The following is a 21,621-nucleotide window of genomic DNA, read 5'->3' as shown; positions in this document are numbered from 1 at the left end:
ATGCCCGGAAAACCTTAGCGTACGATTTTTTCCGAATTCTGCGGGCTCCCCTATTAGCGTAGAGAAAAGTGTTGGACCATTTTGAGTCGTGGTTATGCGTGAAGACTATAGCGTCAGTCCAGTATGATTTCCCAATACCCTGTAGCTATAGTTTCGATAGCTTCGAATCGGCATTGCAGGCGTATCCCCGTCAGCGGATTTCGAGCGGACGCCGTCGCTTGCCAACGTTGGTGTGAGACCGGCGGGCGAGATCGCCCCTGCCAACGCGACCGCTGAGAGGTCGACTCCTCAACCGCTTGGGCGCTTATCGCCTCCATCCGGATGCTCACCCGCCGAACAGCAATAAACCGCTATTTTCGATAAACTTCTGAATCCGGCTCCGAGGTATGGAAACTATGTCGTACCGCTATTGGATATGTTGCGCGCATACCTTCATAGTCTGACACGCGAAATCTTTAAATCCTGAGTATATTTCGGAAGAAATTTCGATCTGATCGATAAGACTTCAGGATACAGCAAGCTGGAGACACCGATGAAAGCCGTTGGTTACAAGGTTCCGGGACCCATCGCCGAGGACGCCTCTCTGGTCGACATTGATCTGCCTCGGCCTGTCGCTGAAGGAGGCGATATCCTGGTTGAGGTGAAGGCTGTCTCGGTCAACCCGGTCGACTACAAAATCCGCAGCAGCACGCCGCCCGCTGATGGCGATTGGAAAGTGCTGGGATGGGATGCGGCCGGGATCGTGCAAGAGGTCGGCCCCGACGTGACGCAGTTCGCGGTAGGCGACGAGGTCTATTATGCCGGATCGCTCATAAGGCCTGGCACCAATGCGGAGTTCCATCTCGTCGACGCCCGGATCGTCGGTCGTAAACCCGCGTCGCTCGACTGGGCGGAAGCGGCGGCGCTGCCACTCACGACGTTGACGGCCTGGGAAGCCATGTTCGATCGCCTGGACGTGACGAAGCCCGTTCCCGGGGCGGCGGCGATCCTCATCATCGGTGGTGCGGGTGGGGTCGGGTCGATCGCCATCCAGATCGCTCGACAGCGCACGGATCTCATCGTCATCTCCACCGCCTCTCGGCCGGAAACCCAGGAGTGGGTTAAAGGGCTTGGGGCTCATCATGTCATCGACCACTCTCGGCCGCTCGCGCCACAGATTGCCGAGCTCAACATCGGCGCTCCCGCTTTCGTGTTCTCGACCACGCATACCGAGCAGCATGCATCCGACATCGCCGAACTGATCGCCCCGCAAGGACGGTTCGGATTCATCGACGATCCCAAGGCGCTCGACGTCATGCTGTTCAAGCGCAAGGCAGTGTCGATCCACCACGAGCTGATGTTCACACGGTCGCTCTACGGCACGCCCGACATGGATGAGCAGGGCAAGATCCTCAATTCGCTGGCGGTGCTGGTGGACGACGGCAAAATTCGCACGACGCTAACCGAAAAATTGTCGCCAATTAATGCCGCCAATCTGAAGACGGTGCACGCACTGATCGAAAGTGGCGCGGCAAGAGGCAAGATTGTCCTCGAAGGCTTCTGATGACTGCCACCGCCGAACGTCTTTTCTAACCTCAAGAACGCCGGACGGATTACGCCACGGCGAAGGAAATTTCATGACGAAATCCATTGCCACCGCCTCGATCAACCGCGAAACCGCCGTCGCCCTCATCGACGCGGCGATCGCCGCGGCACGTACAATCGGCATCCCGGCTGCGGTCGCCGTCGTCGACGCCACCGGTAACCTGCGCGCGTTCGAGCGCACTGATGACGCGCCGTTTCTCACCGTCGATGTTGCCATCGACAAGGCTTGGAGTTCCGCCTCGTTTGGGTACCCCACCCATGTCTGGAACGACTATGTTTCGAACGATCCAAAAGTGGCGCCGCTGGCCTATCGCCCCCGGATGGTCGCTGTCGGCGGAGGCTATCCGATCCTGGAAGACGGGAAGTTGATCGGCGGGATCGGCATCTCCGGAGGCAACTATCAGCAGGATCAGGATGCGTGCGTCGAGGCACTCACGAAAATCGGGTTCGAGCTGCCAGCCTGACGACTTTAAGGCCATCGCCAGCGGCGGTGGCCTGCAGATGCGACCTTATGAAAGACTTTAAGATGGAAGCGTTCGTCGTCTTCACCCGCGAAGAAACCACCGATCCGGAAGAACTCGCAACCTATTCTGCAGGCGTCGGCCCATCGTTCGATGGCCACGACGTAACCTTTCTCGCCGCTTATGGCGCGATGGAGCATTTGGAGGGGCCGCCCGTCGAAGGGGCCGTAATTTTGCGGTTCCCGACGATGCAGGCCGCCCGTGATTGGTATCATAGCCCCGCCTACCAAACCATCGCTGCGCACCGTTTTGCCGGTTCCCGCTATCGCGCCTTTGTCATTGAGGGGCGGCGGTGACACACCGACGGAAGAACGGCGGGGCTGGCCACGAGGTATCGGTCGGCGAACTCGCATCCTACAACCTGTAGGGGATCAAGGCGGTGAGGTTCGCGTGCCATCGCCACACGCGACCACTCATCGGACTTCTGCATCGGAATTGGAGGATCAGATGAGCGTCGACGAACGACAAGCCCCCGAGCTGCGGGTGCAGAGATGGATTGGCGCGGATGGAGAAAGCATCGCGCCGCTCAAGCTGTCGGATCTCGGCACCGGCCCGAAAGTCCTCTTCGCCTTCCAGCACTGGTGCCGTGGCTGCCATTTGCATGGATTTCCGACGCTACAAAGGTTGCATGGTGCATTGAGCGCCAAGGGCGTGGGCTTCGCGGTGATCCAGACCGTCTTCGAAGGAGCGGATGAGAACACCTTCGAGAAGCTGCGCGTGAACCAGCTCAAGTATGCGCTTCCTGTCGCGTTCGGTCAGGACGAGCCACCTGCCGGCGCGACGCTTCCCACCTTCATGGAGGACTACCGCACGCGGGGAACGCCCTGGTTCTCCGTGATGGACGCTGGCGGCCGCATCGTATTCTCGGACTTCCATCTCGACGCCGATCAGCTCGTGAAGGGACTGGAGCTGGTGTAACCGATGCGGCGCTGGGTCATCCTGATTGCCACCCATCTCGCGATGCTCGCCATGGGCTTCGCGGGCGGTGTCTACACGCTGCCGATCCTGACCGCCCCCCAGGCCCCGGACGCGGCGGCCTTGCGGACCATCTCAGCCGAGACGCTCTACGCAGGGCGTCTGGCCCGCGATCTCAAAGGCAGCGACCTGCTTCACTGGGGGGAAGGCGAGATCCGGGTCTCGCGCGACCGTATCGCCCATATCGGGCGCCTCGCCCCTGGTCCCGACTACAAGCTCTACCTCGCACCACGTTTCGTCGACACGAAGGAGGCCTTTCTCCTAATCAAGGACAGATCAGTCCGCGTGGGCGATGTGAAGACGTTCAACGGCTTCATCGTCGAGGTGCCTGCCGGCATCGATGTCCGTGACTACAACACGGTCGTCATCTGGTGCGAAGCATTCGACCAGTTCATCAGTGCGGCAGAGTATCAACCCTCAAGTCAGGCCCGAGAACGAGCCCGGCGATGGATACCATGAGGTCGGCGGGCAAGCGCGGCCTCGTTCTCGCGCCGGTGGCGGCGCTGCTGCTGAGCGTCGCCGCTCTGCTGCTGGGCAATGGCCTGCTGAGCACGCTCCTGATCGTGAGAGCCGGCCATAAGGGGTTCTCGACCGGCGCGATCAGCGCGATGATGTCCTTCTATTTCGCGGGTTTCACGATCGGCGCGCTCGTGTTGCCACCGATCATCGTCTCCGTGGGACATGTCAGAACCTTCGCCGGCTTCGCGGCCATTGCCTCGATGACCGCCCTTCTCCATGTGGCGTTCGTGGAGCCGATCGCCTGGATGCCGCTTCGCCTGATTACCGGCTTCGCCTACGCGGGCATGATCCTCGCAACGGAGAGTTGGCTCAACGCCCACGCATTGCCATCCACACGCGGGCAGCTCCTGTCGATATTCGGAGTTGTCTCTATGGGCTCATGGGCAATCGGGCAGGCGTTACTCAACATCGCACCGCCCGCCGACGTGACATTGTTCCTCATCGTGTCGCTGCTGATATCAGCGGCGGTGGTTCCGATCACCTTGCTGCCCAGTCATCCGCCGGCCCAGGTGGAACAGGAATGGGTCGCGTTCAGGGACCTCGTCCTCGTATCACCTCTCGCTGCGGCTGGCGCTTTCCTGGCCGGCCTGGCTATCGGTGGTTTCTGGGGCATGGGCGCGAACTTCGCCCAGAGCATCGGCCTCGATGTGGGCGGTATCTCCGCCTTCATGGCTGCGGTTCTTGGTGGAACGCTCGCCTTCCATTGGCCACTCGGTTGGCTTTCGGATCGAGTGCCCCGGAATCTTGTCATCGCCGGTGCGGCGCTGGCGTCCGCAGCGTCTGCCATCGGCGTAGCGTTGGCGGTGGAAGCGCCTCTGCCGCTGCTCCTTGCGGCAGGTGCGCTGTTCGGCGGCTTTGGCATCCCGATTTATTCGTTGTGTCTCGCCGTCGCAAACGACGATCTTCCGGCCGGTCGGCTACTCGGCACCGCGCGCGGGCTTCTGTTGCTCAACGGGATCGGGACAGCCGCTGGCCCCCTAATAGGAGCAGCTGCAATGAATATCGTCGGCCCTGGCGGCCTGTTCCTTTATGCGGCGGCGTTGCTCACGCTCCTGGCAGTGCTGGCCATCGCCCGCAGGCAGCCGAGGCGCGCCAACCAGGCCAAGGCGGCCCCCCGTTCTCCGAGCACGCCGATGATAACCGGATCTCTCGATACGATGATATGCATGGAGAAGCGGGCGCAGGGCGTGCGGGATTAGCGCGGCACGGCGCCTGCACGAACCGCGGGGTCAGGCGATGATAGCTGTTACGCGAATTTCGATACGCATGGTTGGAAGCCCCAGCGCTTCGATTCCCAACTGCGTCCAGATTGGAGCGCGGTCGGGCATGTAGTGGCGATACAGCTTGGCCATTGTTTCGTTGATCACGGGAGGGAATCCACCGACGTGATAGGAATTGACGTGGACCACATGCGGCCAGCGTGCTCCGGCGGTCGCGAGCGTCCGTTCCACGTTCTTGAACGCCTGCTCGATCTCTTCCTCAATCGACTCCGGAATGACGAGATCGTCGTTCCATCCGCCCTGTCCGGAGATCTCCACGCGGTCACCAATGCGCATTGCCTGAGAATAATGAAGCGCGTCATGCAGGCGCGTCCCGTATCCGGGGGTGATGAAGAATGAAGGTGTTGTCATGAGTTTGCCTTTGATGAGCCAGGTCAACGCGGCTGCAAGTGACCGTATGCATGCAGAAAGAGATGCAGGGCGTTCGGCACTAGCGCGCCGGCTGCGGTGGAGGGCTTTATTCCACGTCTTCTACGGTGAGGTCCCGGCCGTTGAACTGCACGGTCTCCCCGGCTCGGGCACCCTCGATCGCTTCGAAGATCGGCGCCATCGTGGAAATGCCCATGAGCTCACGCCCCTGACAGGTAAACTTGCTCGTTGACACCGCGATCACAAAGTGGCGGCCGGACAGCTTGACGACAGCGCCTTCGTTGACGGCCAACTTGGGGCCGAAATCGATCGTCCTGAGCTTTTCGAGTTTATTGGCGTAGTCATGGAGCGTGTCATCGAGCGCTTCAGCGAAGTCGCTCGCGACCTCGGCCTGAGCTAGTTCGTCGTTTTCGATCGGTTCGCTCCGATCGAGCCGAGCGGTAGAGACATAGTCCAGGTAGTTTTCGCGAGCGCTGTGCAACGCTGCTGTCTCCAGCAAGAGCATAGTTTCTCGTATGTGGTCCTTGTTCCAGTCCATAATCACCTCCTAATTTTCGATGTTCTTAAAGTTCAGCCTGCAGATGTGTGGGCCAGGAAGGCCAGCCTTTCCGGCTAAGCGACACCGCTATTCGTCGCTGATGACGTCTTCGCCCTGGTATGGAACCCTGATCAGCCGAGGATCTCGAATGATGCTCGTGACGAGCCAGACATATTCCTGCTCGGCGGTATCGAAGCCGAGGATGCTGAAGGATTGGCCGAAAGGGCATGGCGGGAAGTCTGGAAAGCCCTCGCGCAGAACGTAACGCTCGGGATCGCTGTGAAACTCGCTCTTGTAGACTTTCCGTAGTCCGTGCTTGCTCGGCGCGTCCTGGTCACCTGCCGGTGCTGTTTCCCGATGCGCCACAAGGCGCTCGGACAAGTCGCGGGGGCAGATTTCGTGGAACACGTCGAAGGCGTCGATCAACAGGCCTTTATGCTCTGTCGCCGGATCGGTGATCGCGTAGATGTTGGAGGCATCTTCGCCGTCGTCCCCGCTCTCGAGGCGCAACGCCGCATCGACGCGAATGCTGCATGCATCGAGGGTTGACCCTAGTTCGAGATCGACGAGATTGCCGTCCTTGACGCGGTATTCGCGGTCATAGCCTTTGGCGATGAATGACTGGACTGCTTCTAGAACGTCGGTCACCTGGGAGGTCATGGAAGCACCTTCATCTTGAACTGGATTGGACACGCTCGCGCACAAAGCGCGCTGTGACTCGGCGGACGGAGAAGCTCGCGAAGTGCGTTACTCATAGCCACTTGGCCTTCTTGAAGCGCATGAATAGGAGAAGGCAGAACACCGCTATCACTCCGAGCACGACGAAGTAGCCATATGGCGTGTCCAGTTCCGGCATGTGCTTGAAGTTCATGCCATATATTCCGGCGATCGCCGTCGGGACCGCCAAGATCGCCGCCCAGGCCGCGAGCTGGCGAGTGACCACACCGATCCTTTGCGCTTCCAGAAGGCTGCTGGCCTCGAAGACCGTGGACAGGATAAGCAGGAGGCCGTCGACCATGGACTGCACGCGGTGGACATGGTCCGCGACGTCGTGGAAATATGGTGTCATTTCGGCGCTGATGCAGGGAAAGTGGCCGCGAACGAGCTTTCGCACCAGCTCGGCCATAGCCCCGAGCGTGCGCTGGAACCGCGTGAGTTCGGACCTTAGTTCGAAGATTCGCGCCACCTCTTCTGGCCCGAGGAAATCGTGCAGCGACCGTCGCTCCATCGCCAGGACGTCGTCCTCGATCATTTCGAAGATGGGCAGATACTGGTCGACCACTCGGTGCAAGATCGCGTGCAGCACATAGTCGACACCCTTGCCGAACTGCGTCGGCGATGCCTCGAGTTGCTCCCGAAGTTTGCCCAGCGCTCCGGCATTGCCGTGCCGCACGGTGATAAGGTGATTGTGACCGGTGAAGATCGCCATCTTGCCGTAGCTGATCCGGTCGCCGACCAGCTCGGCGGTCTGGGCGACGACGTACAACTCATCGTTGTAGACCTCGAGCTTGGGCGGGCACAGCGGGTGCATGGCGTTGTCGATCGCCAAAGGATGGAGGTTATACGTCGTCTGGATCGCGCTGAGTTCGTCTGCGGTGGGCTCGCTAAGCGCGATCCAGCAGAAGCCCGAGCGATTCTCGTTTAGTTCGACGTGCTCATCGAGCCTGATTTCACGGACTCGCTTACCTTCGTTGTAATAATATGCGGCGATAATGGTCATGCAGGCCTCGCAGGAATTCGCAGGCCACGCTGTACAGCCGGTCGCGCCAGCCCGCGTTCGAGCCATGCCTGCACGTTCGAATAGCTGCTTAGGCCGAGGATGTCGCCCGCTGCGTAGAATTCGACCAGCGCATTCACCCAGCCAAACGTCGCAATGTCCGCGATCGAGTAATCATCGACAATCCATTCGCGGCCCTCCAGCCGGTGATCCAGGACCCCGAGAAGACGCCTGGATTCATCAACAAAGCGCTGCCGAGGTCGCTTGTCCTCATAGTCCTTGCCGGCAAATCGCAGGAAAAAGCCTAGCTGTCCGAAGGTCGGCCCAACGCCCGACACCTGAAAGAACACCCAGGCCAGAGTCTCGTACCGCTGGGCGGGTGTTGTTGAGATGAGCTGCCCCGTCTTGTCGGCCAGATAGATGAGGATCGCACCGGTTTCCCATATGCCAATGGGCTGGCCGTCAGGGCCAGCCGGATCGATGATCGCGGGTATGCGGCCGTTGGGATTCAACGACACGAACGCTGGATCCTTCGACTCGTTGTTCGAGATGTCGACGAAGTGGGGCTCATACGGCAGGCCAGTCTCCTCCAGCATCATCGAGACCTTGACGCCGTTGGGCGTGGGGGCCGCGTATAGTTGCAAGCGATCCGGATAAGATGCTGGCCAGCGCTGCGTGATGGGAAAGGAGGAGAGGTCTGTCATATCTGGATCCTGGCACTGCGACGGCGGCTGAATGGAATGATCTGCTTCAAGGCCGGGTTCGACGACCGCGTCGATTGACGCGGTCGTCGGAGGTTGCGAACCGGATCGGCGCGGCACTAACGGCAGCGAAGCCTATTCCGCTGCAGCCCCGGCCGCAGGGCTCACATCGCCGGCCTCATGCCGCTTTGGAAGAACCCAGTCGGGACGGACGAAGTGGCAGGTGTAGCCGCCCGGCCGCTTCTCCAGATAATCCTGGTGATCGGGCTCGGCCTCCCAGAACTCGCCGACCGGCTGGACCTCGGTCACCACTTTGCCATCCCACAGCCCCGAGGCATCCACATCGGCGATCGTATCCTCGGCGACGCGCTTCTGCTCCTCGTCGACATAATAGATGCCCGACCGGTAGGAGAGCCCACGATCATTGCCCTGGCGGTTCAGCGTCGTCGGATCGTGGATCTGGAAGAAGAATTCCAGGATGTGCCGGTAGCTCGTCACTGTCGGGTCGAAGACAATCTCGATCCCCTCGGCATGCGTGCCGTGATTACGATACGTGGCGTTCGGAATATCGCCGCCCGTGTAACCCACACGGGTCGAGATGATGCCGGGCCGCTTGCGGATCAGATCCTGCATGCCCCAGAAACATCCTCCTGCGAGAACAGCGCGCTGATGCATGTTAAGCCTCCTCTACTTGATCGAGATATTCACCGTATCCCTCGGACTCCATCTCGTCGCGCGGGATGAAGCGAAGGGACGCAGAGTTGATGCAGTAGCGCAGACCGCCGCGGTCGGAAGGACCGTCCGGGAAAACGTGGCCCAGATGGCTGTCGGCGTGTACCGACCTGACCTCCGTCCGGACCATGCCGTGTGCACTGTCCCGCACCTCGTTCACGTTTGCCGGAACGATCGGCTTGGTGAAGCTGGGCCAGCCAGTACCCGAATCGAACTTGTCCGTTGAAGCGAACAGCGGCTCTCCCGACACTATGTCGACGTAGATGCCAGGCTCCTTGTTGTCGTTGTGCTCACCCGTGAAGGGCCTTTCGGTCCCCGAATCCTGGGTAATCCGGCGTTGCTCGGGGGTCAGGCGGTCAACTGCTGCCTGTGACTTCTCAAACTTCATGATAGTCTCCAATAATTAATCTAGAGAGCTCGACACACTGTCATTTATCTTTGCAGTCATTGCGCCGACTATAGCAGTGCGCCCCAGATTTATCCAATACGCTGCGCGTATAGTTTCCATAGCGCCGAAGCTCTTCACGTCGTGATTCAGTTCCACTCATACCGGGCTGCCAGCTGCGCGATGTTCCGTATCTCGACCGTTGCCGTGGAGCCGGATACTGTCGCGATCACGACTTCGCGCTCCAAGACAAATCCGTCGATCGGCCGAGTGACGAGGCCTTGCACGGTCGGCGATCGTTCCGGAAGAATGCATATGGCGTGGCCGTCAGCGACGACCCGTTGCACCCAGTCCTCGCGATCTGATCGAAAGCGAGGTCGCATGAGCAAGTCCCGTCGCGCGAAGTGATCGAGGATCCGATCGCGAAACTCGCATTTCAGGCGATCGACGAAAGGAAACTCGAGCAGGTCTTCGCCGCGCACGATCTCGTTGGCAGCCAAGGGATGGTTTGCAGAACAGCCGAGCACGAAGCGCTCCCGAAATAGAGGATGCACATCCAGCTTGCGTTCCGGTCTTGTTTCACGCGGCATGATGCACGCGTGGTATTTTCCTGAAAGCACCTCCGATGTGTCCTCGTTCGACTGGAGCGAGTGCAGCTTGATTTCGATGGATGGCATCTCCGCCAATGCGCTCTCGAAGAATGCCGTAAATTCCTTTGGTCCGACGGTGGGCGCGACGGCGACATCCAGCACGCGGTGCCCCCCCATCGCCCAGTGCTCCGAGTGATTGCGAACGCTCTTCATCGCGACCACCATGCGCCGGAATTCTGCCTCGACGTCATGGCCAAGGCCAGTCAGGCGGCTGTTCTTCCCGTCGCGATAGATCAGCGGCCCGCCAAGCTCATCTTCCAAGCGGCGGATCGCGCGGGTCAGACTTGGCTGTGACACACCGCTCAAGCGAGCGGCCGCTGTGAAATTCAGCGTCTCGGCCAAGTTGATGAAATAGCTGACTTGATTGAGTTCCATAGTCCTTTGGCCCACGCGCCTGACTGATACCTCTTCCGTGAGACCGCCTTTGGAAAGCAGGTCGCAGAAGTATGCTTGGCGCATATAATCATGGTATAGGGGCTTGTCTATATGCGCCAGACATATAAATGATAGCCTGAGATGACGATTACCGGTTGGCGGTGCGCTCCGCTCAGCTCCGTCGAAGGTTCTGAGAGCGCAACCGCCAAGCCGCGTGCTGGAGGTTTGATGGACATGGCAGGAAGATCATTTACGTTTGTCAGTGGGGCTGGCTCTCCGCTGTCCGGGCACCTCGAACCGCCGGAAGGGACGCCGCGGGGCTGGGCGATCTTCGCCCACTGCTTCACGTGCGGGAAAGACAGTCGCGCCGCTGTTCACATCTCGCGCGCGCTGTCGCGTGCGGGCATCGGGGTCTTGAGGTTCGATTTCGCCGGGACCGGGATCGGCGGTGGGACGGGAGAACCTGTGAACTTCGCGTCGGACGTCGAGGACCTTCGGGCCGCCGCAAATGCGATGGCGGCGGCGGGCATGTCACCGTCCCTCCTCGTCGGGCACAGCCTGGGTGGCACCGCTGCGATCGTAGCCGCCGCCGACATGCCTGATATTGCGGCGGTAGCGACGATTGGTGCGCCGGCCGACCTTCAGCATATCTTGCGCCTCTTCGGACCGAATGATCTGGACACCATCGCGAGCGAGGGCGAGGCCTCGGTGGAGATTGCCGGTAGGCCCTTCCTCATTCGCCGAGGGTTCCTTGAGGCGGTTGAGGGGATCGACGTCGAGAAGGCCATTGCCTCCCTGCGACGGCCGGTGCTGGTCATGCACTCTCCGCTGGATCAGGTGGTCGGCATCGACCACGCGTCGCGCATCTTCGTCGCGTCCAGGCACCCTAAAAGCTTCATCTCGCTCGACAACGCGGATCACCTTCTCACCGACGTCGCGGACGCGAACTACGCCGCGGCCATGGTGGCGGTTTGGGCGAGCCGCTTTCTCCCACCACTCAGCGCGGATCTTCCGCAGGTCGAGGTTGCGGAGGGCGTCGTCTCCACCGAAACTCTTGCAGGGACGTTCCAGCTCAAGGTCCGCAGCGGCGAGCACACTCTGTTCGCCGACGAGCCAGCATCGGTCGGTGGCCTCGGGACCGGACTATCTCCCTACGAACTCGTATCTGCCGGCCTCGCAGCCTGCACGGTGATGACGATGCGTCTCTATGCGAACCGCAAGGGCTTTCCGCTCGAACGGGCGAGCACGACCGTGCAGCACGAGAAGGTGCCGGACATGATGCCACCCGACCGGTTCACCCGCACCATTGTCCTCGATGGGCCGCTGAGTGATGATCAGCGCGCTCGGATCCTCGCGATCGCTGATCGGTGTCCCGTCGATCTGAGTCTCATCCGGGGTTCGGACGTGCAGACCGAGCTCTTGAGCGCCAGTCAGGCTGCGGATCCCGCGAGGCTGGCTTGACCGTGGCGCACACGGAGGAGGGCGAACGGACTGTGAGCCAATCGCCTACCGGCAATAGGGCGGCCGCGACAGAGCGAGCAATTCTCGCAGGCGGCTGCTTCTGGGGCATGGAGGATTTGCTGCGCCGAGCCAGGGGAGTCATTTCGACGCGTGTCGGTTACACAGGCGGAGAAATGCCTGATCCGACCTACGCGAGACATTACGGCCATGCGGAAGCAGTGGAAGTGACCTTCGACCCTTCCGTTCTCGCCTATCGCTCGCTCTTGGAACTCTTCTTCCAGATACATGACCCCACGACCTACGAGCAACAAGGCAGCGATGTCGGTCCGAGCTATCGATCGGCGATTTTCTACACCACCGAAGTGCAGAAGGAAGTCGCCCTCACAACCATCGCGGAAATCGAGGCATCAGGAAGCTGGCCAGGCCCGGTCGTGTCGGAGATCAACCCAGAAGAACCCTTTTGGGAGGCGGAGCCAGAGCACCAAGAATACCTGGTGCGCTATCCTGGGGGCTATAGCTGCCACTTCGTGCGCCCGACCTGGCGGTTGGACCGCTCAGACGAACGCCCAGCTGTAATACTTGACAGAAAGAGTTGATGATGACCGAAACCGTGACTAATCAGGCCGCCTGGCAGAAAGCGCCGGGGCAGCCACTGAGGATCGGTGTCACCGCTCTGCCGCATCTGGCGGCGAACGAGATATTGATCCGCAACGCGGCCATCGCGATCAACCCACTCGACTGGATTCTGCAGGACGTCGCGCTTTTGCCATGGCTCGACTATCCCGCGATTCTCGGCAGCGACGTCTCCGGTGAGGTCGCGGCGGTCGGTGGCGCGGTCGAGCGGTTCAAGGTCGGCGATCGAGTCATCGGACAGGCGGTCGGGACAACCGTAAATCAACCTGCGCAGGGTGCGTTCCAGCACCACACGATCGTGCTGGACCACATGGCGGCGCCGATCCCCAACAACATTGCCTTCGCTGATGCGGCAGTCCTCCCGCTTGGCCTTGGCACCGCCGCAAGCGGGCTCTACGGACGGACACAGTTGGCTCTCGCGCCACCGTTACACTCGCCGACCGCGCGTCCAGAGGTCGTTCTGGTCTGGGGTGGATCGTCGAGCGTTGGCTGCAACGCCATCCAGCTCGCGGTGGCGTCGGGCTACAGGTGCGTCGCCACCGCTTCGGCGCGCAACGTCGGCCTGTTGAAGGAGCTGGGTGCAAGCGAGGTTCTTGACCACTCGAGTCCAGCCATCGTGGAAGACGTGATTGAGGCAATGCGCGGGCGCAGTCTCGCTGGAACGCTTCACGCGACCGGTCACATGAAAGACTGTTTTGCCGTAGTTGCGAGATGCGAGGGCTCGCGCCGGGTGGCAGCGACGCTGGCCCCGCCCGACGAGCGTTCATTTGGAGTCGAGGCGACGCACATCTCCGGGACGAGCCTCAAGGATGACGAGGTTGGTCCAATGATCTACCGCGAATTCCTGCCGCAGGCTCTCGCGGCGCGCACGTTCGTCCCCGCCCCTCCGGCGAAGATCGTGGGCCAGGGCCTTGAAATGCTCCAGGCTGCCTTGGAAGCCCTGAAGGCGGGTGTATCCGCAGCGAAAATCGTCGTTACCCTGCCTTGAGTGACCAGCCAGGCGGTTTTTCGCGTTCGCAGTCTGAGGTGGCCCGCACTTTGCCGATTGGGAAGCTCTACCGGGAAAACGCGTTTGGGACGCGCGCTGCGCTCCTGCCGGAGCATGCGTTCCCGAAACCTGTTCCCGACTGCTTTTCCCCGAAACTACCTATCGGACATAGAGAAATGGGAATGCAGCGAGTGGTTTGAACGGCCGCTTCCGAAACCGCGTTCCGATCAATTGAGCGGCTAAAAGTGGGGCGATCACCGACATATTAGAATGAGACCGCCATGCCCGATCGGCCGGCTTGACGCGTAGCCAAAAGAATGCGGCTGATGGTAGGCTCGCTGACATTATGAAGCCCCGCCATCTGAGCAGCGTTGAGCTGCCGCAATTGCGAGTCTCCTACGCGTCGTCGTTCTTCTCGCGGTCCACACCTCGCTCATGCAATTCGGCATCGACGGGGCAGTTCGTGCAGCCCTCGTAGCAGCACAAGCGGCAGATGCGGTATGACTGCTCGAGGTTTTCCAAGCGATTTCGGAGAACGCGTTCAGCGATGTCCGATAAGGTTTTCAGTTCGTCTGGATTAAGGATCGATAGCCCTTCGGCAATCACTTGATCGCGCGAGGCCAGGACCTCGTCGCTCGCGACCTTGCCAGTTGGAGTAAGATAGAGGGATCGCGCGCGCCCGTCTGTCGAATGCTCCCTACGCTCGATCAATCCCTCGCTTACCAATCTATCCACCAGGCGAACAGTTCCAGCATGTGAAAGGCCCACCCCGATCGCAAGCATACGGATCGAGAGCCCGGGCTTGTGCGCGAGCAACGCCAGCGCTGAGGCGGCGGGTCCAGCTTCCGGCGCCCGCGATGAACTAGCGCGAACGATGTCGTCGCTGATCATGAGTGCGAACGCCCCGAAAATGTTTCGATCTCGAGGTCCATCCATTGCCACATCTATATGTGCGCGGAGCATAGACAGCAAGCCATACCGTGGTCCTCTTCCTCCGCGCGGCTTGTGGAAAATGTCCTGTTTTAGAAGGGTTTCGGAGGATTTCGACTGATCGAGCGCGCCGAAAAAAACGGGTCCGGCTCGTTAAGGCCGCGGAACCGTTGATACCTGGCGGCTATAGGGCAAGCCTTTTCGCTCGGAATCGCCGTAGGTCGCGCCCGAGAATCACTCCGCGTCAGCGCTGTCATCCAGGCCGCGCAGGTGCAGATCAGCGAGACCTAGCTTGCCCCCGGCGTCGCACTTCCATCGTGTCACCGCGCGCGATCACGATTGTATCAATCCCATTGAGGAACAGTCCGTGCTCCACGACGTCGGGGATTGCGGCGAAACGGGCGAAGACCGCGTCGCCATGCAGCTGAGCGCCTCCGGGCTCGATATCGCGACGGAGCATCCATGCCCCGCGGAGGTTCTGCAGGATTTGCACGCCCGCCGTCACGAGAGGACCACAGTCACGAGAGCACAAGCGCCCCTCTGTGGCGGACCGAAGCACGCAGCAGCACGAGGGACGCCGCTAGCAGAACTGCGTCCTTCAGTAGAAACTGCCCTGGTGCAGCCGAAATCGCAGGAAAGCCGCCGGCAGTCTGCTCCGCGACACCTGGAGTGGTGATGAAAAAGGTCAGCGTGATCAGATAGGTCGCTGCTGACATTAGTGCGCCTAGCGCAGAGAAGAGTGGACGAAATGCACCAAGGATCAGAACGAGACCGGTCGATAACTCGATAACGCCGATGAAATAGCTTTGCCCCTGCGTCCCGAACATGCCGAGCCAATTCATGATCGGGCTGTGTTCGATAAACGGGGCGATACCATAGGCCTCGTACGCTGTGAACTTCATCGCGCCGAACCACAGAAATACGATCACGAGAGCCCATCTAAGCAGGCCAAGATCCCTCCGACCGTGCTCGGGGACAAGAAATTCATAACGGTCGAAAATGCTCATCTAAAATTCCTCAACAGTGGTCCCGTGGGAACGTCACGAACGTCGTCTACGTGCTTCGGGCAGGCGTTGCAGTATATGCGCGACGCATATACTAATAAGCGAGATATGTCGAGCGGCTGGCTCGCGCTTCGCTGCCTCACGAAGCCATCCTCATCGGCGATGCCTTTACCCAGCAAACGCGCGACCTTTGCGGGATTTTGACTTGATGGGGCTGGCGCTCCGGGTGGGCCTATAGCCCGTTGGCAAACGTCCAGCCTGTACGGATGGACGCGGCCCTGGACGAGATAACCATGCCCACCGAAATCGTAGCAGCGATCGGCGAAGGCGCGCTCGCTTATCGAGAGAGCGGCATTCTCTCACTGGCAGATGGCAGAGTATTCTCCGCGTGCCGGCAGTATCGCTATCGCTTGAGCGAGGACAGTGTTGTCGTCGAGTTCGCAGACGGACCTCATATCGGGACGCAGTTCCTCAGCTTGAGTTTCTCGCGGACGGATACCGGGTTGGAAGCGAGTGGCGTCTATGCCTGCGGAGACGACACCTACCATGCAACCTACAGGATTCTGGGGCCGGCGGCCTTTGAAGTGGTCATCATGGTCCAAGGGCCTGCAAAGGCATACGAGCTAGTCAGCCGATATTCCCGGTCGGGATAAATGCTCATGTCAGGAGGGCAAGTCCTCTGTTGCCCTTATCATGGCCGTGAAAGGCAGCGCCGGAATAACTTACCACGCGCTGCAAATCCGAAGACGATTGTCGTCGTCATCAGAAGGTAGGCGACTATCCCACCAGGTGAAAGAGTCGGAACCGCTGCGAGGATCAACCCATCATTCCCGCCGGGTATGAGCGCGATGCCGATACCCATCAATGTGCCGCCGACGACAGATCGCAGAATGCCATTGGCTGTCGGCAGTTGGAGACGCAGATTGCCTTGGCGAAAGGAGGCGGTTAGGGCGCCTGCGATCGAAGAGATCACCGCAGTGAGCGCGACCTCGCCGGCCGGGGACATTCTGAGAGGAAGGGCGCGTTGAATCACGTCTGCGAAGGTCCAGGCCGGCGAGAGTGCATATAGAAGTCCGCCAGTGATACCGAGTCCAATCATCGAAGCGCCGAACGACCAACCCGGCTTTGTTCGCAGAACGCTCTTCGTGGAAACGAAAACGAGTGCCAGCACGAGCACAACTAGGAAGGCTAGGAGAGTAACGAGGCCTGTTGCGCTCGGTTTGGAGATTAAGCTTGGCCATGTTGAATCGTAGCCGAACCTGCCATGGTCGGCAGCCAAGATACCAATCGTTAATCCCAAGGGTAGAGCTAGAAGTCGCATCTCCCCATCCCCAAGCCGCGCCAGCGATCCGAGCAGGCATGTGTCATTAATGAGTGCGCCGAGGCCGAAGGCGATGGCGCCGATGAGCAGGAGGAAATTGATGCTGGTCGAGGGTGCGAGTGTTGCGCCCAGTGTTCCCGTCCAGACTATCGGGACCGCAACCAGGCCTGCCGCTGCCGACGCTGCGAGAAATCCGACGAACATTTTCGGCGGCTGTCTTCTGTGTAACTCATGAGCGGCCACCACTAAACAGGTTCCGCCTTGGTTCGCCGCATATCCGAACCCGAAGGCAAGTACGCATAGAAGAAGTTCGAGCGCAAACGATCCCATTATTTCAAGCCTGCCTGATCATATCGTCAGCCTTCTGATGCGACGTTCCAGCGTGGCGAGCGCCCCGGCTTAGCTTTACCACGGGAAGGCGCGATCCTGCTGTAGCCGCACAGATGGCAAAGGCTGACCGAGCCATCTTTGTCGAAGCCGTTTGCCACAAGGAGCCGCTCCGACAGCATGCCTAGAATGTCGAGGTCATTGGGCGACAGGGGCGAAATACATTCGGAGATCACCTGCTCCCGTGCCTTGAGCAAGGCGTCCGTTATCTTCTTCCCCGAATTGGTGAGGTGAATGAAGCGCGCCCGCCTGTCGGTGATTTGTCTTCGTCGTTCCACCAACTGTTCGCGCTCGAGCCTATCGATCAATCGCACCGTCCCGGCATGAGAAAGCCCGATCGAGGTAGCCAAAACGCTGATCGGCAGTCCGGGCTCCATGCTGAGTAACACGATCACGGCGGTCCCCGGGCCGCTTGGTGAAAACGAGGCCGAGACACTGGCGATGCTGTCTGCAACGGCCAACGCGAGTGCACCTAAATGGTACTTGGCGACCTCAGGCTCCATACCGCAAGAATATATGCTTCGCGCATAGACTTCAAGCGTGTGAAAATGTATGACCGCCGCATGCATCTATGACAGATTCGGACATGGTCATGCTCATTGAGGGGCTCAGCTCGGATTCCACATCTGAGATCAACGGACGTGCTCGTTCCCCAGGCGCTAGCGGGGGTGGGCTCGATGAAAGTGGACGTGCATGGGTGCCGCTCACCGGGCGCAGGCGGTTCGCCGATGAGACCGCCGGTATGATCGGACGGGTCTCATGCCCGACCTGACTCTTGATCTCCGATACCTGAAGTACGCCGTTCAGGTCGCCGAGGCCGGCAGCTTCCGCCGAGCGGCGGAGCGCCTATCGATATCGCAATCCACCGTCAGCCGACGTGTGCAGCTGTTTGAGCGCCAACTTGGCTTTTCTCTCTTCAAGCGTACGCGAGCGGGGGCAGGGCTGACTCCAGAAGGTGAGCGCTTCCTTCAACAAGCGGTGGTGGGAGCGCGCTACCTTCGTAACGCCGCAACGGAGATCCGCTCCGCGCGGAAACTCAAGACCGGGCTCGTGAGGTTTGGAATGCTTGAAGCGTTCCCGGCGTGCCCGATCATCAACATTCTCTCGGCATTCAGAAATAGACATCCGACGATCGAGGTAAAGCTTGAGGAAGGCACTTCAGAAGAAAACACTTTGGGGGTGAAGCGCGGATTACTGGACGCAGCAATCAGCCTGAGTGCGAGCAAGAGCCCTCAGTTCCAAGTTCGACGTCTCTGCGAACCAGATCTGTTCGTGGCATTGTCCCCGCTTCACGAGTTGGCAGCACGGCCACAGCTGTCGTGGGAGGACGTTTGTGACGAAGTCTTCCTCGTTCGCTCGGATGGCGCTGGGCGTGAGCTCGCTGGCATACTCCGGCGCATGGTGGGCGCCGGAGACGGAGCGGTTCAACTCTCGATCCAACAAGTCAGCCGAGAAACCCTGCTGACGATGGTCGAACAGGGCTTCGGCTTGACCATCACCAGCGTGATCTACCGGCCGGATATCGCGTTGATCCCGCTCCCATCGGCGCGGGCGCCGACGGCCGCTATAATTTCTTCCAGTGACAACGACAACCCGACTCTGCCGCTGCTGCTGAAGTGTTTCGACACCCCCTCTAGAGCGGGGACCACGGATTAATCGGCGCTCCCCGGCGTCAACGTTCGCCTGGCTTTGGCGAAGCCACGGTCTGTCGCGATGAACCGTTGTAACATCGGGACGATTAACCGAGCTGGGTCAACAGCGGACTGACCTTGCTCTCGGCCCAATAGGTGGGCGTAGTCAACAAGGTCCTGGTGGAGAGCTGCAGGTAGCTCGACCTGTACCTTAAGCGGCTTGTCGTCCGCGATGGGGCCTAGCTTAAGCTTCGACATCATCACCCTCCATATGGCTCCAGTACCAAGTCTCGCGTCACGAGAACGCGCACGGGAAATCCGGGCCGAATAGTGATCGTGGGCGCGACGTTGAGCTGACGCCTCACAATCTGCTGCCCTGCGTCGTTGATGGTGTCCTGCCCACCGTTCCGGATCGCCTGAACGAGCTGATCGTCGTTGTCGACCGCGAGTTCGGCGCCGACGCTCAGCAGTGTCGACAATCCCGCAGCCTTGGCCAGATCCCACCAATGGTAATCGACGCCATCCTGCAGCCCGGCGAACCCTTCAGCGTCAGCACCAGGCTGGCGCTCGAGAACGATCGAGCGCCCGTTCGGGAAGACGAGCCGAGTCCAGACGAGCAGGACTCGGCTCTGGCCGAACTGCACGTTGTTGTCGTACTGCCCGACCACACGAGTGCCTTGCGGCACAAGCAAGATACGGCCGGTTGGGCTGTCGTAGATGTTTTCGGTGACCTGCGCGGTGATCTGGCCGGGTAGATCGGATCGGATGCCGGTGATCAGCGCCGCGGATATCACTGCTCCCGCCTGAAGGACGTTCGGCGATACTGGCGCAGCGACGCGATCGGGCGCAACCGTCCTGCGATCGGCCGCGGCGTTCAGAAACGCGTTCTGCCGGTCCTGCGCCGAGGGCGTGGCGGGCGGCGGAGCGAGGCCAATGCTCGCCAAATCCGGCACCGGCGCGAGCGCTGGGGCAGCTCCCGCAGCAGCGGGTGTGCCCCGGCTTTCCGATCCGGAGAAGAGACGGCTGGTGCGCGCGGTCTCGATTTCCTGAAGGCGGCGCTGCTCTTCCGGGCTGATGCCGGGATTGGGCGTGGCCGTCCCGGGTGTGGGCACCGGCTGTCCGCGATCCTGGGTACTAAGGATCGGCCGGCCGAGGTCACCGGGAAGAGGGGGACCGAGCTGTGGCACGCCACTGTAATCTCGCGGCAGGCCGGCCAGTCCGTCAGCGGTCGAGCGGTTCTCGGTCGAATAGAGTTCGTCGTTCGGCCGACCGGCGTCGCGGGTCTGAAGCGCGTAGATCAGCGCACCTCCGAGCCCGACGCTGGCGACAAGACCGAGGCCGGCGAGAACCTTCCGCGACAACCGGGTGACGCGGGGCGGTTCGGCCCGCAGCCGCATCGGCGCAGGCCCGACCGGCTCGCCGGTCAGGGGCTGCGCATCGTCGTCCGGCACTTCCTCAATCCGGGGCGGGTTCTCGCTCACGAGGTCGGCCTCCCGTCTGTGCGGACGATCCTGACGCGCTTCTGCTCGCGGCCGGAGCCGAAGCGAAGTTCGGCAGCCGCGAACAGACGATCAACGATCATGTGGTGGCCGCGAACGCGATAGTTCACGAGCTCAGAGGTGTTGCCCTCGGGGCCGACGACGAAGAGTGGCGGCATCTCGCCCTGACCGATGCCGCGCGGAAACTCGATAAAGACCTGGCGTCCGTCGTCGAAGGCGCGCAGCGGCCGCCACGGCGCACGGTCGCCCTCGATCGCATAGCGGAAGTTGACGTTCGCGAGATCGACGCCGCTCGCCACCGGCTGGGCCGCCTGCGCCTCGGCGTTCTGACGGCGCAGCGCAATGAGCTGGTCTTGCGGATACTGCCATGAGACCGACGCCATATAGGTGCGCTCTGTCGAGCGCAGCTCCATGTGATAGGTGCGCATGTTGGTGTTGATGACGAGGTTTGTCATCAGGTCGGCGCGGGTGGGCTTTACTAGGATGTGGATCTGGCGCGTTGCCCCCGATCCGCTCTCGGTGTCGCCGATGATCCAGCGCACTGTGTCGCCGGCGGCCACCGGGCCTGCGCCGACAAGCTGCTCCCCGGGTTGGAGCGCGATGTCGGTGATCTGCCCGACGGCGGTATAGACTTGATAAAGCGCCCCTTGAGTCCACGGGTAGACCTGCATCGAGTTAATGAAGCCGTCGCGCACCGGCTGGACTCGTGCCGCCTCGTTTGCCTGGTTGACGCGAGCGGTCGGATTAGAAGGCTCCGGGGCACGCCGCGTCTCCTCCACACGCTGCAATTGGCCAGGCAGCGGCAGCGGCCGGGGCAGCTCGACCACGGTGACCGGCGCGGGTGGATCGACGGTCTGCACCGCCGGAGCCGCATTGTCGTAGGAAATCTCCGGCGGCGGATTGGTGGTCGCGCAGCCCGCGAGCGCGGTCGCCGCTAGCAGAACGACCGGGAATGCGGCTCTACGGAGAGCCGGGAGTACGTGTGTGTGTGAAGCCGGGTTTCCGGCTTTACGGAAATACGGCTTCATTGCCCAAGCTCCCGTGACCAGTTGATGGCGTTGACGTAGATGCCGAGCGGGTTCGCCCTGAGCCGGTCGGCGTTTCGGGGGATCTGCACGACGATCGTCAGGATCGCGGTCCAGCGCGTGGTCTCGGCGAGCTGGCCATTTTCGTATCGGCGCTCGACCCAGGCGACGCGGAAGCTGTCCGGGGACGCGCGGATGACGCTGGAGACGTCGACAGCGACCTGCTGCCGGCCGACCCGTGTAAAGGGGTCGTTGGAGCGGGCGTAGTCATTGAGCGCCATGGCGCCGCGGTCAGTCGTGAAGTCGTAGGCGCGCAGCCAGGGGTCGTCTCAGAAAACGGAATCTATGGTCACTCCCGTTTTTGCAACACCGATTTTGACGACAAGTTGGCTTGCT

General features: G+C 61.0%; 27 protein-coding genes. 11 read left to right on the top strand and 16 right to left on the bottom strand.

Translation table 11 applies throughout. The annotated features are described in order from the left end of the window. Window positions 1–532 precede the first annotated feature (532 nt). From HB860_RS07465 to HB860_RS07440, 6 genes are all read left to right on the top strand, one after another. Window positions 533–1,543, top strand: coding sequence for a zinc-binding alcohol dehydrogenase family protein (locus tag HB860_RS07465; RefSeq protein ID WP_011191343.1), 1,011 nt, complete (start codon window positions 533–535; stop codon window positions 1,541–1,543). Window positions 1,544–1,616: 73 nt separating this feature from the next. Then, the gene (locus HB860_RS07460; RefSeq protein WP_004357630.1) at window positions 1,617–2,048 is read left to right on the top strand and encodes a GlcG/HbpS family heme-binding protein; all 432 of its coding nucleotides are present in this window, start codon (window positions 1,617–1,619) and stop codon (window positions 2,046–2,048) included. Window positions 2,049–2,110: 62 nt separating this feature from the next. Further along, the gene (locus HB860_RS07455) at window positions 2,111–2,401 is read left to right on the top strand and encodes a DUF1330 domain-containing protein (protein ID WP_011191344.1); all 291 of its coding nucleotides are present in this window, start codon (window positions 2,111–2,113) and stop codon (window positions 2,399–2,401) included. Between the two features lie 151 nt (window positions 2,402–2,552). Further along, the gene (locus tag HB860_RS07450) at window positions 2,553–3,023 is read left to right on the top strand and encodes a TlpA family protein disulfide reductase (RefSeq protein WP_011191345.1); all 471 of its coding nucleotides are present in this window, start codon (window positions 2,553–2,555) and stop codon (window positions 3,021–3,023) included. A 3-nt stretch (window positions 3,024–3,026) separates the two neighbouring features. Next, window positions 3,027–3,539: a DM13 domain-containing protein gene (locus tag HB860_RS07445; protein WP_004357637.1), complete on the top strand. Its 513-nt coding sequence runs from the start codon at window positions 3,027–3,029 to the stop codon at window positions 3,537–3,539. Then, the gene (locus HB860_RS07440; RefSeq protein WP_004357638.1) at window positions 3,527–4,798 is read left to right on the top strand and encodes an MFS transporter; all 1,272 of its coding nucleotides are present in this window, start codon (window positions 3,527–3,529) and stop codon (window positions 4,796–4,798) included. The genes HB860_RS07445 and HB860_RS07440 overlap by 13 nt, the downstream gene beginning before the upstream one ends. Before the next feature lie 30 nt (window positions 4,799–4,828). Here the strand turns inward: HB860_RS07440 and HB860_RS07435 are convergent, their stop codons facing one another. From HB860_RS07435 to HB860_RS07400, 8 genes are all read right to left on the bottom strand, one after another. Next, a complete protein-coding gene (locus tag HB860_RS07435; RefSeq protein ID WP_004099044.1) occupies window positions 4,829–5,230 on the bottom strand; it encodes a RidA family protein in 402 nt (133 codons plus the stop codon). Between the two features lie 106 nt (window positions 5,231–5,336). After that, the gene (locus HB860_RS07430) at window positions 5,337–5,786 is read right to left on the bottom strand and encodes a hypothetical protein (protein WP_004099042.1); all 450 of its coding nucleotides are present in this window, start codon (window positions 5,784–5,786) and stop codon (window positions 5,337–5,339) included. A gap of 87 nt (window positions 5,787–5,873) precedes the next feature. Beyond that, complete coding sequence (locus tag HB860_RS07425; RefSeq protein WP_004099040.1) at window positions 5,874–6,446, bottom strand: hypothetical protein; 573 nt, start codon at window positions 6,444–6,446, stop codon at window positions 5,874–5,876. 91 nt (window positions 6,447–6,537) lie between these two features. Beyond that, window positions 6,538–7,506, bottom strand: a complete 969-nt coding sequence (locus tag HB860_RS07420; RefSeq protein WP_011191347.1) for a magnesium and cobalt transport protein CorA — start codon at window positions 7,504–7,506, stop codon at window positions 6,538–6,540. Next, window positions 7,503–8,207, bottom strand: a complete 705-nt coding sequence (locus HB860_RS07415) for a glutathione S-transferase N-terminal domain-containing protein (protein WP_004099038.1) — start codon at window positions 8,205–8,207, stop codon at window positions 7,503–7,505. Before HB860_RS07415 ends, HB860_RS07420 begins: the two co-directional genes overlap by 4 nt. Before the next feature lie 132 nt (window positions 8,208–8,339). Further along, complete coding sequence (gene msrA / locus HB860_RS07410) at window positions 8,340–8,879, bottom strand: peptide-methionine (S)-S-oxide reductase MsrA (protein ID WP_004099036.1); 540 nt, start codon at window positions 8,877–8,879, stop codon at window positions 8,340–8,342. A 1-nt stretch (window position 8,880) separates the two neighbouring features. Continuing rightward, the gene (msrB, locus tag HB860_RS07405; protein ID WP_004099035.1) at window positions 8,881–9,324 is read right to left on the bottom strand and encodes a peptide-methionine (R)-S-oxide reductase MsrB; all 444 of its coding nucleotides are present in this window, start codon (window positions 9,322–9,324) and stop codon (window positions 8,881–8,883) included. 146 nt (window positions 9,325–9,470) lie between these two features. Further along, window positions 9,471–10,346 carry a LysR family transcriptional regulator gene (locus tag HB860_RS07400; protein ID WP_011191349.1) on the bottom strand — a complete coding sequence of 292 codons (876 nt, stop codon included), beginning with the start codon at window positions 10,344–10,346 and terminating at the stop codon, window positions 9,471–9,473. Between the two features lie 228 nt (window positions 10,347–10,574). On the opposite strand from HB860_RS07400, the gene HB860_RS07395 reads away from it, so the two are divergent. Genes HB860_RS07395 through HB860_RS07385 form a run of 3 tightly spaced genes read left to right on the top strand, consistent with a single transcriptional unit; the run spans window position 10,575 to window position 13,428 of the window. Further along, complete coding sequence (locus HB860_RS07395; protein ID WP_004357650.1) at window positions 10,575–11,807, top strand: bifunctional alpha/beta hydrolase/OsmC family protein; 1,233 nt, start codon at window positions 10,575–10,577, stop codon at window positions 11,805–11,807. Beyond that, complete coding sequence (gene msrA / locus HB860_RS07390; protein ID WP_425267728.1) at window positions 11,714–12,403, top strand: peptide-methionine (S)-S-oxide reductase MsrA; 690 nt, start codon at window positions 11,714–11,716, stop codon at window positions 12,401–12,403. The genes HB860_RS07395 and msrA (HB860_RS07390) overlap by 94 nt, the downstream gene beginning before the upstream one ends. A 2-nt stretch (window positions 12,404–12,405) precedes the next feature. Further along, entirely contained in the window at window positions 12,406–13,428 is a 1,023-nt protein-coding gene (locus tag HB860_RS07385; RefSeq protein WP_004099029.1) for a zinc-binding alcohol dehydrogenase family protein, read from the top strand. 396 nt (window positions 13,429–13,824) lie between these two features. Here the strand turns inward: HB860_RS07385 and HB860_RS07380 are convergent, their stop codons facing one another. Both HB860_RS07380 and HB860_RS07375 read right to left on the bottom strand, forming a co-directional pair. Then, window positions 13,825–14,319: a MarR family winged helix-turn-helix transcriptional regulator gene (locus tag HB860_RS07380; protein ID WP_004099028.1), complete on the bottom strand. Its 495-nt coding sequence runs from the start codon at window positions 14,317–14,319 to the stop codon at window positions 13,825–13,827. 557 nt (window positions 14,320–14,876) lie between these two features. Further along, window positions 14,877–15,365 (bottom strand): YkgB family protein, encoded by a 489-nt coding sequence (locus HB860_RS07375; RefSeq protein WP_004099027.1) that lies wholly within the window; start codon window positions 15,363–15,365, stop codon window positions 14,877–14,879. 290 nt (window positions 15,366–15,655) lie between these two features. Between HB860_RS07375 and HB860_RS07370 the strand changes: the two genes are divergently transcribed. Beyond that, window positions 15,656–16,015 (top strand): DUF6314 family protein, encoded by a 360-nt coding sequence (locus HB860_RS07370; RefSeq protein ID WP_166479491.1) that lies wholly within the window; start codon window positions 15,656–15,658, stop codon window positions 16,013–16,015. Between the two features lie 38 nt (window positions 16,016–16,053). On the opposite strand, the gene HB860_RS07365 is transcribed toward HB860_RS07370, so the two are convergent. Together HB860_RS07365 and HB860_RS07360 are read right to left on the bottom strand one after the other, a co-directional pair. Next, window positions 16,054–17,013, bottom strand: a complete 960-nt coding sequence (locus HB860_RS07365) for a YeeE/YedE thiosulfate transporter family protein (protein WP_004099025.1) — start codon at window positions 17,011–17,013, stop codon at window positions 16,054–16,056. A gap of 26 nt (window positions 17,014–17,039) precedes the next feature. Further along, on the bottom strand, window positions 17,040–17,465 hold the full coding sequence (locus HB860_RS07360; protein ID WP_223944064.1) for a MarR family winged helix-turn-helix transcriptional regulator: 426 nt from the start codon (window positions 17,463–17,465) through the stop codon (window positions 17,040–17,042). A gap of 364 nt (window positions 17,466–17,829) precedes the next feature. On the opposite strand from HB860_RS07360, the gene HB860_RS07355 reads away from it, so the two are divergent. Then, window positions 17,830–18,726, top strand: a complete 897-nt coding sequence (locus HB860_RS07355; protein ID WP_011191354.1) for a LysR family transcriptional regulator — start codon at window positions 17,830–17,832, stop codon at window positions 18,724–18,726. Here the strand turns inward: HB860_RS07355 and HB860_RS07350 are convergent. The 4 genes from HB860_RS07350 to trbF are packed head-to-tail and all read right to left on the bottom strand — an operon-like array spanning window position 18,723 to window position 21,542. Continuing rightward, window positions 18,723–18,959 (bottom strand): DUF2274 domain-containing protein, encoded by a 237-nt coding sequence (locus tag HB860_RS07350; protein WP_026227538.1) that lies wholly within the window; start codon window positions 18,957–18,959, stop codon window positions 18,723–18,725. The two genes, HB860_RS07355 and HB860_RS07350, sit on opposite strands and share 4 nt — an antisense overlap. A 2-nt stretch (window positions 18,960–18,961) precedes the next feature. Next, window positions 18,962–20,182, bottom strand: a complete 1,221-nt coding sequence (locus HB860_RS07345) for a TrbI/VirB10 family protein (protein ID WP_011191355.1) — start codon at window positions 20,180–20,182, stop codon at window positions 18,962–18,964. Next, window positions 20,179–21,228 carry a P-type conjugative transfer protein TrbG gene (gene trbG / locus HB860_RS07340; RefSeq protein ID WP_011191356.1) on the bottom strand — a complete coding sequence of 350 codons (1,050 nt, stop codon included), beginning with the start codon at window positions 21,226–21,228 and terminating at the stop codon, window positions 20,179–20,181. Before trbG ends, HB860_RS07345 begins: the two co-directional genes overlap by 4 nt. Next, window positions 21,225–21,542 carry a conjugal transfer protein TrbF gene (gene trbF / locus HB860_RS07335; RefSeq protein ID WP_223177685.1) on the bottom strand — a complete coding sequence of 106 codons (318 nt, stop codon included), beginning with the start codon at window positions 21,540–21,542 and terminating at the stop codon, window positions 21,225–21,227. The genes trbG and trbF overlap by 4 nt, the downstream gene beginning before the upstream one ends. Window positions 21,543–21,621: the final 79 nt, after the last annotated feature.

It is taken from the genome of Aeromonas genomosp. paramedia (assembly GCF_023093515.1).
GTDB lineage: Bacteria > Pseudomonadota > Gammaproteobacteria > Enterobacterales > Aeromonadaceae > Aeromonas.
This window is presented reverse-complemented; position numbering and strand designations above follow the sequence as displayed.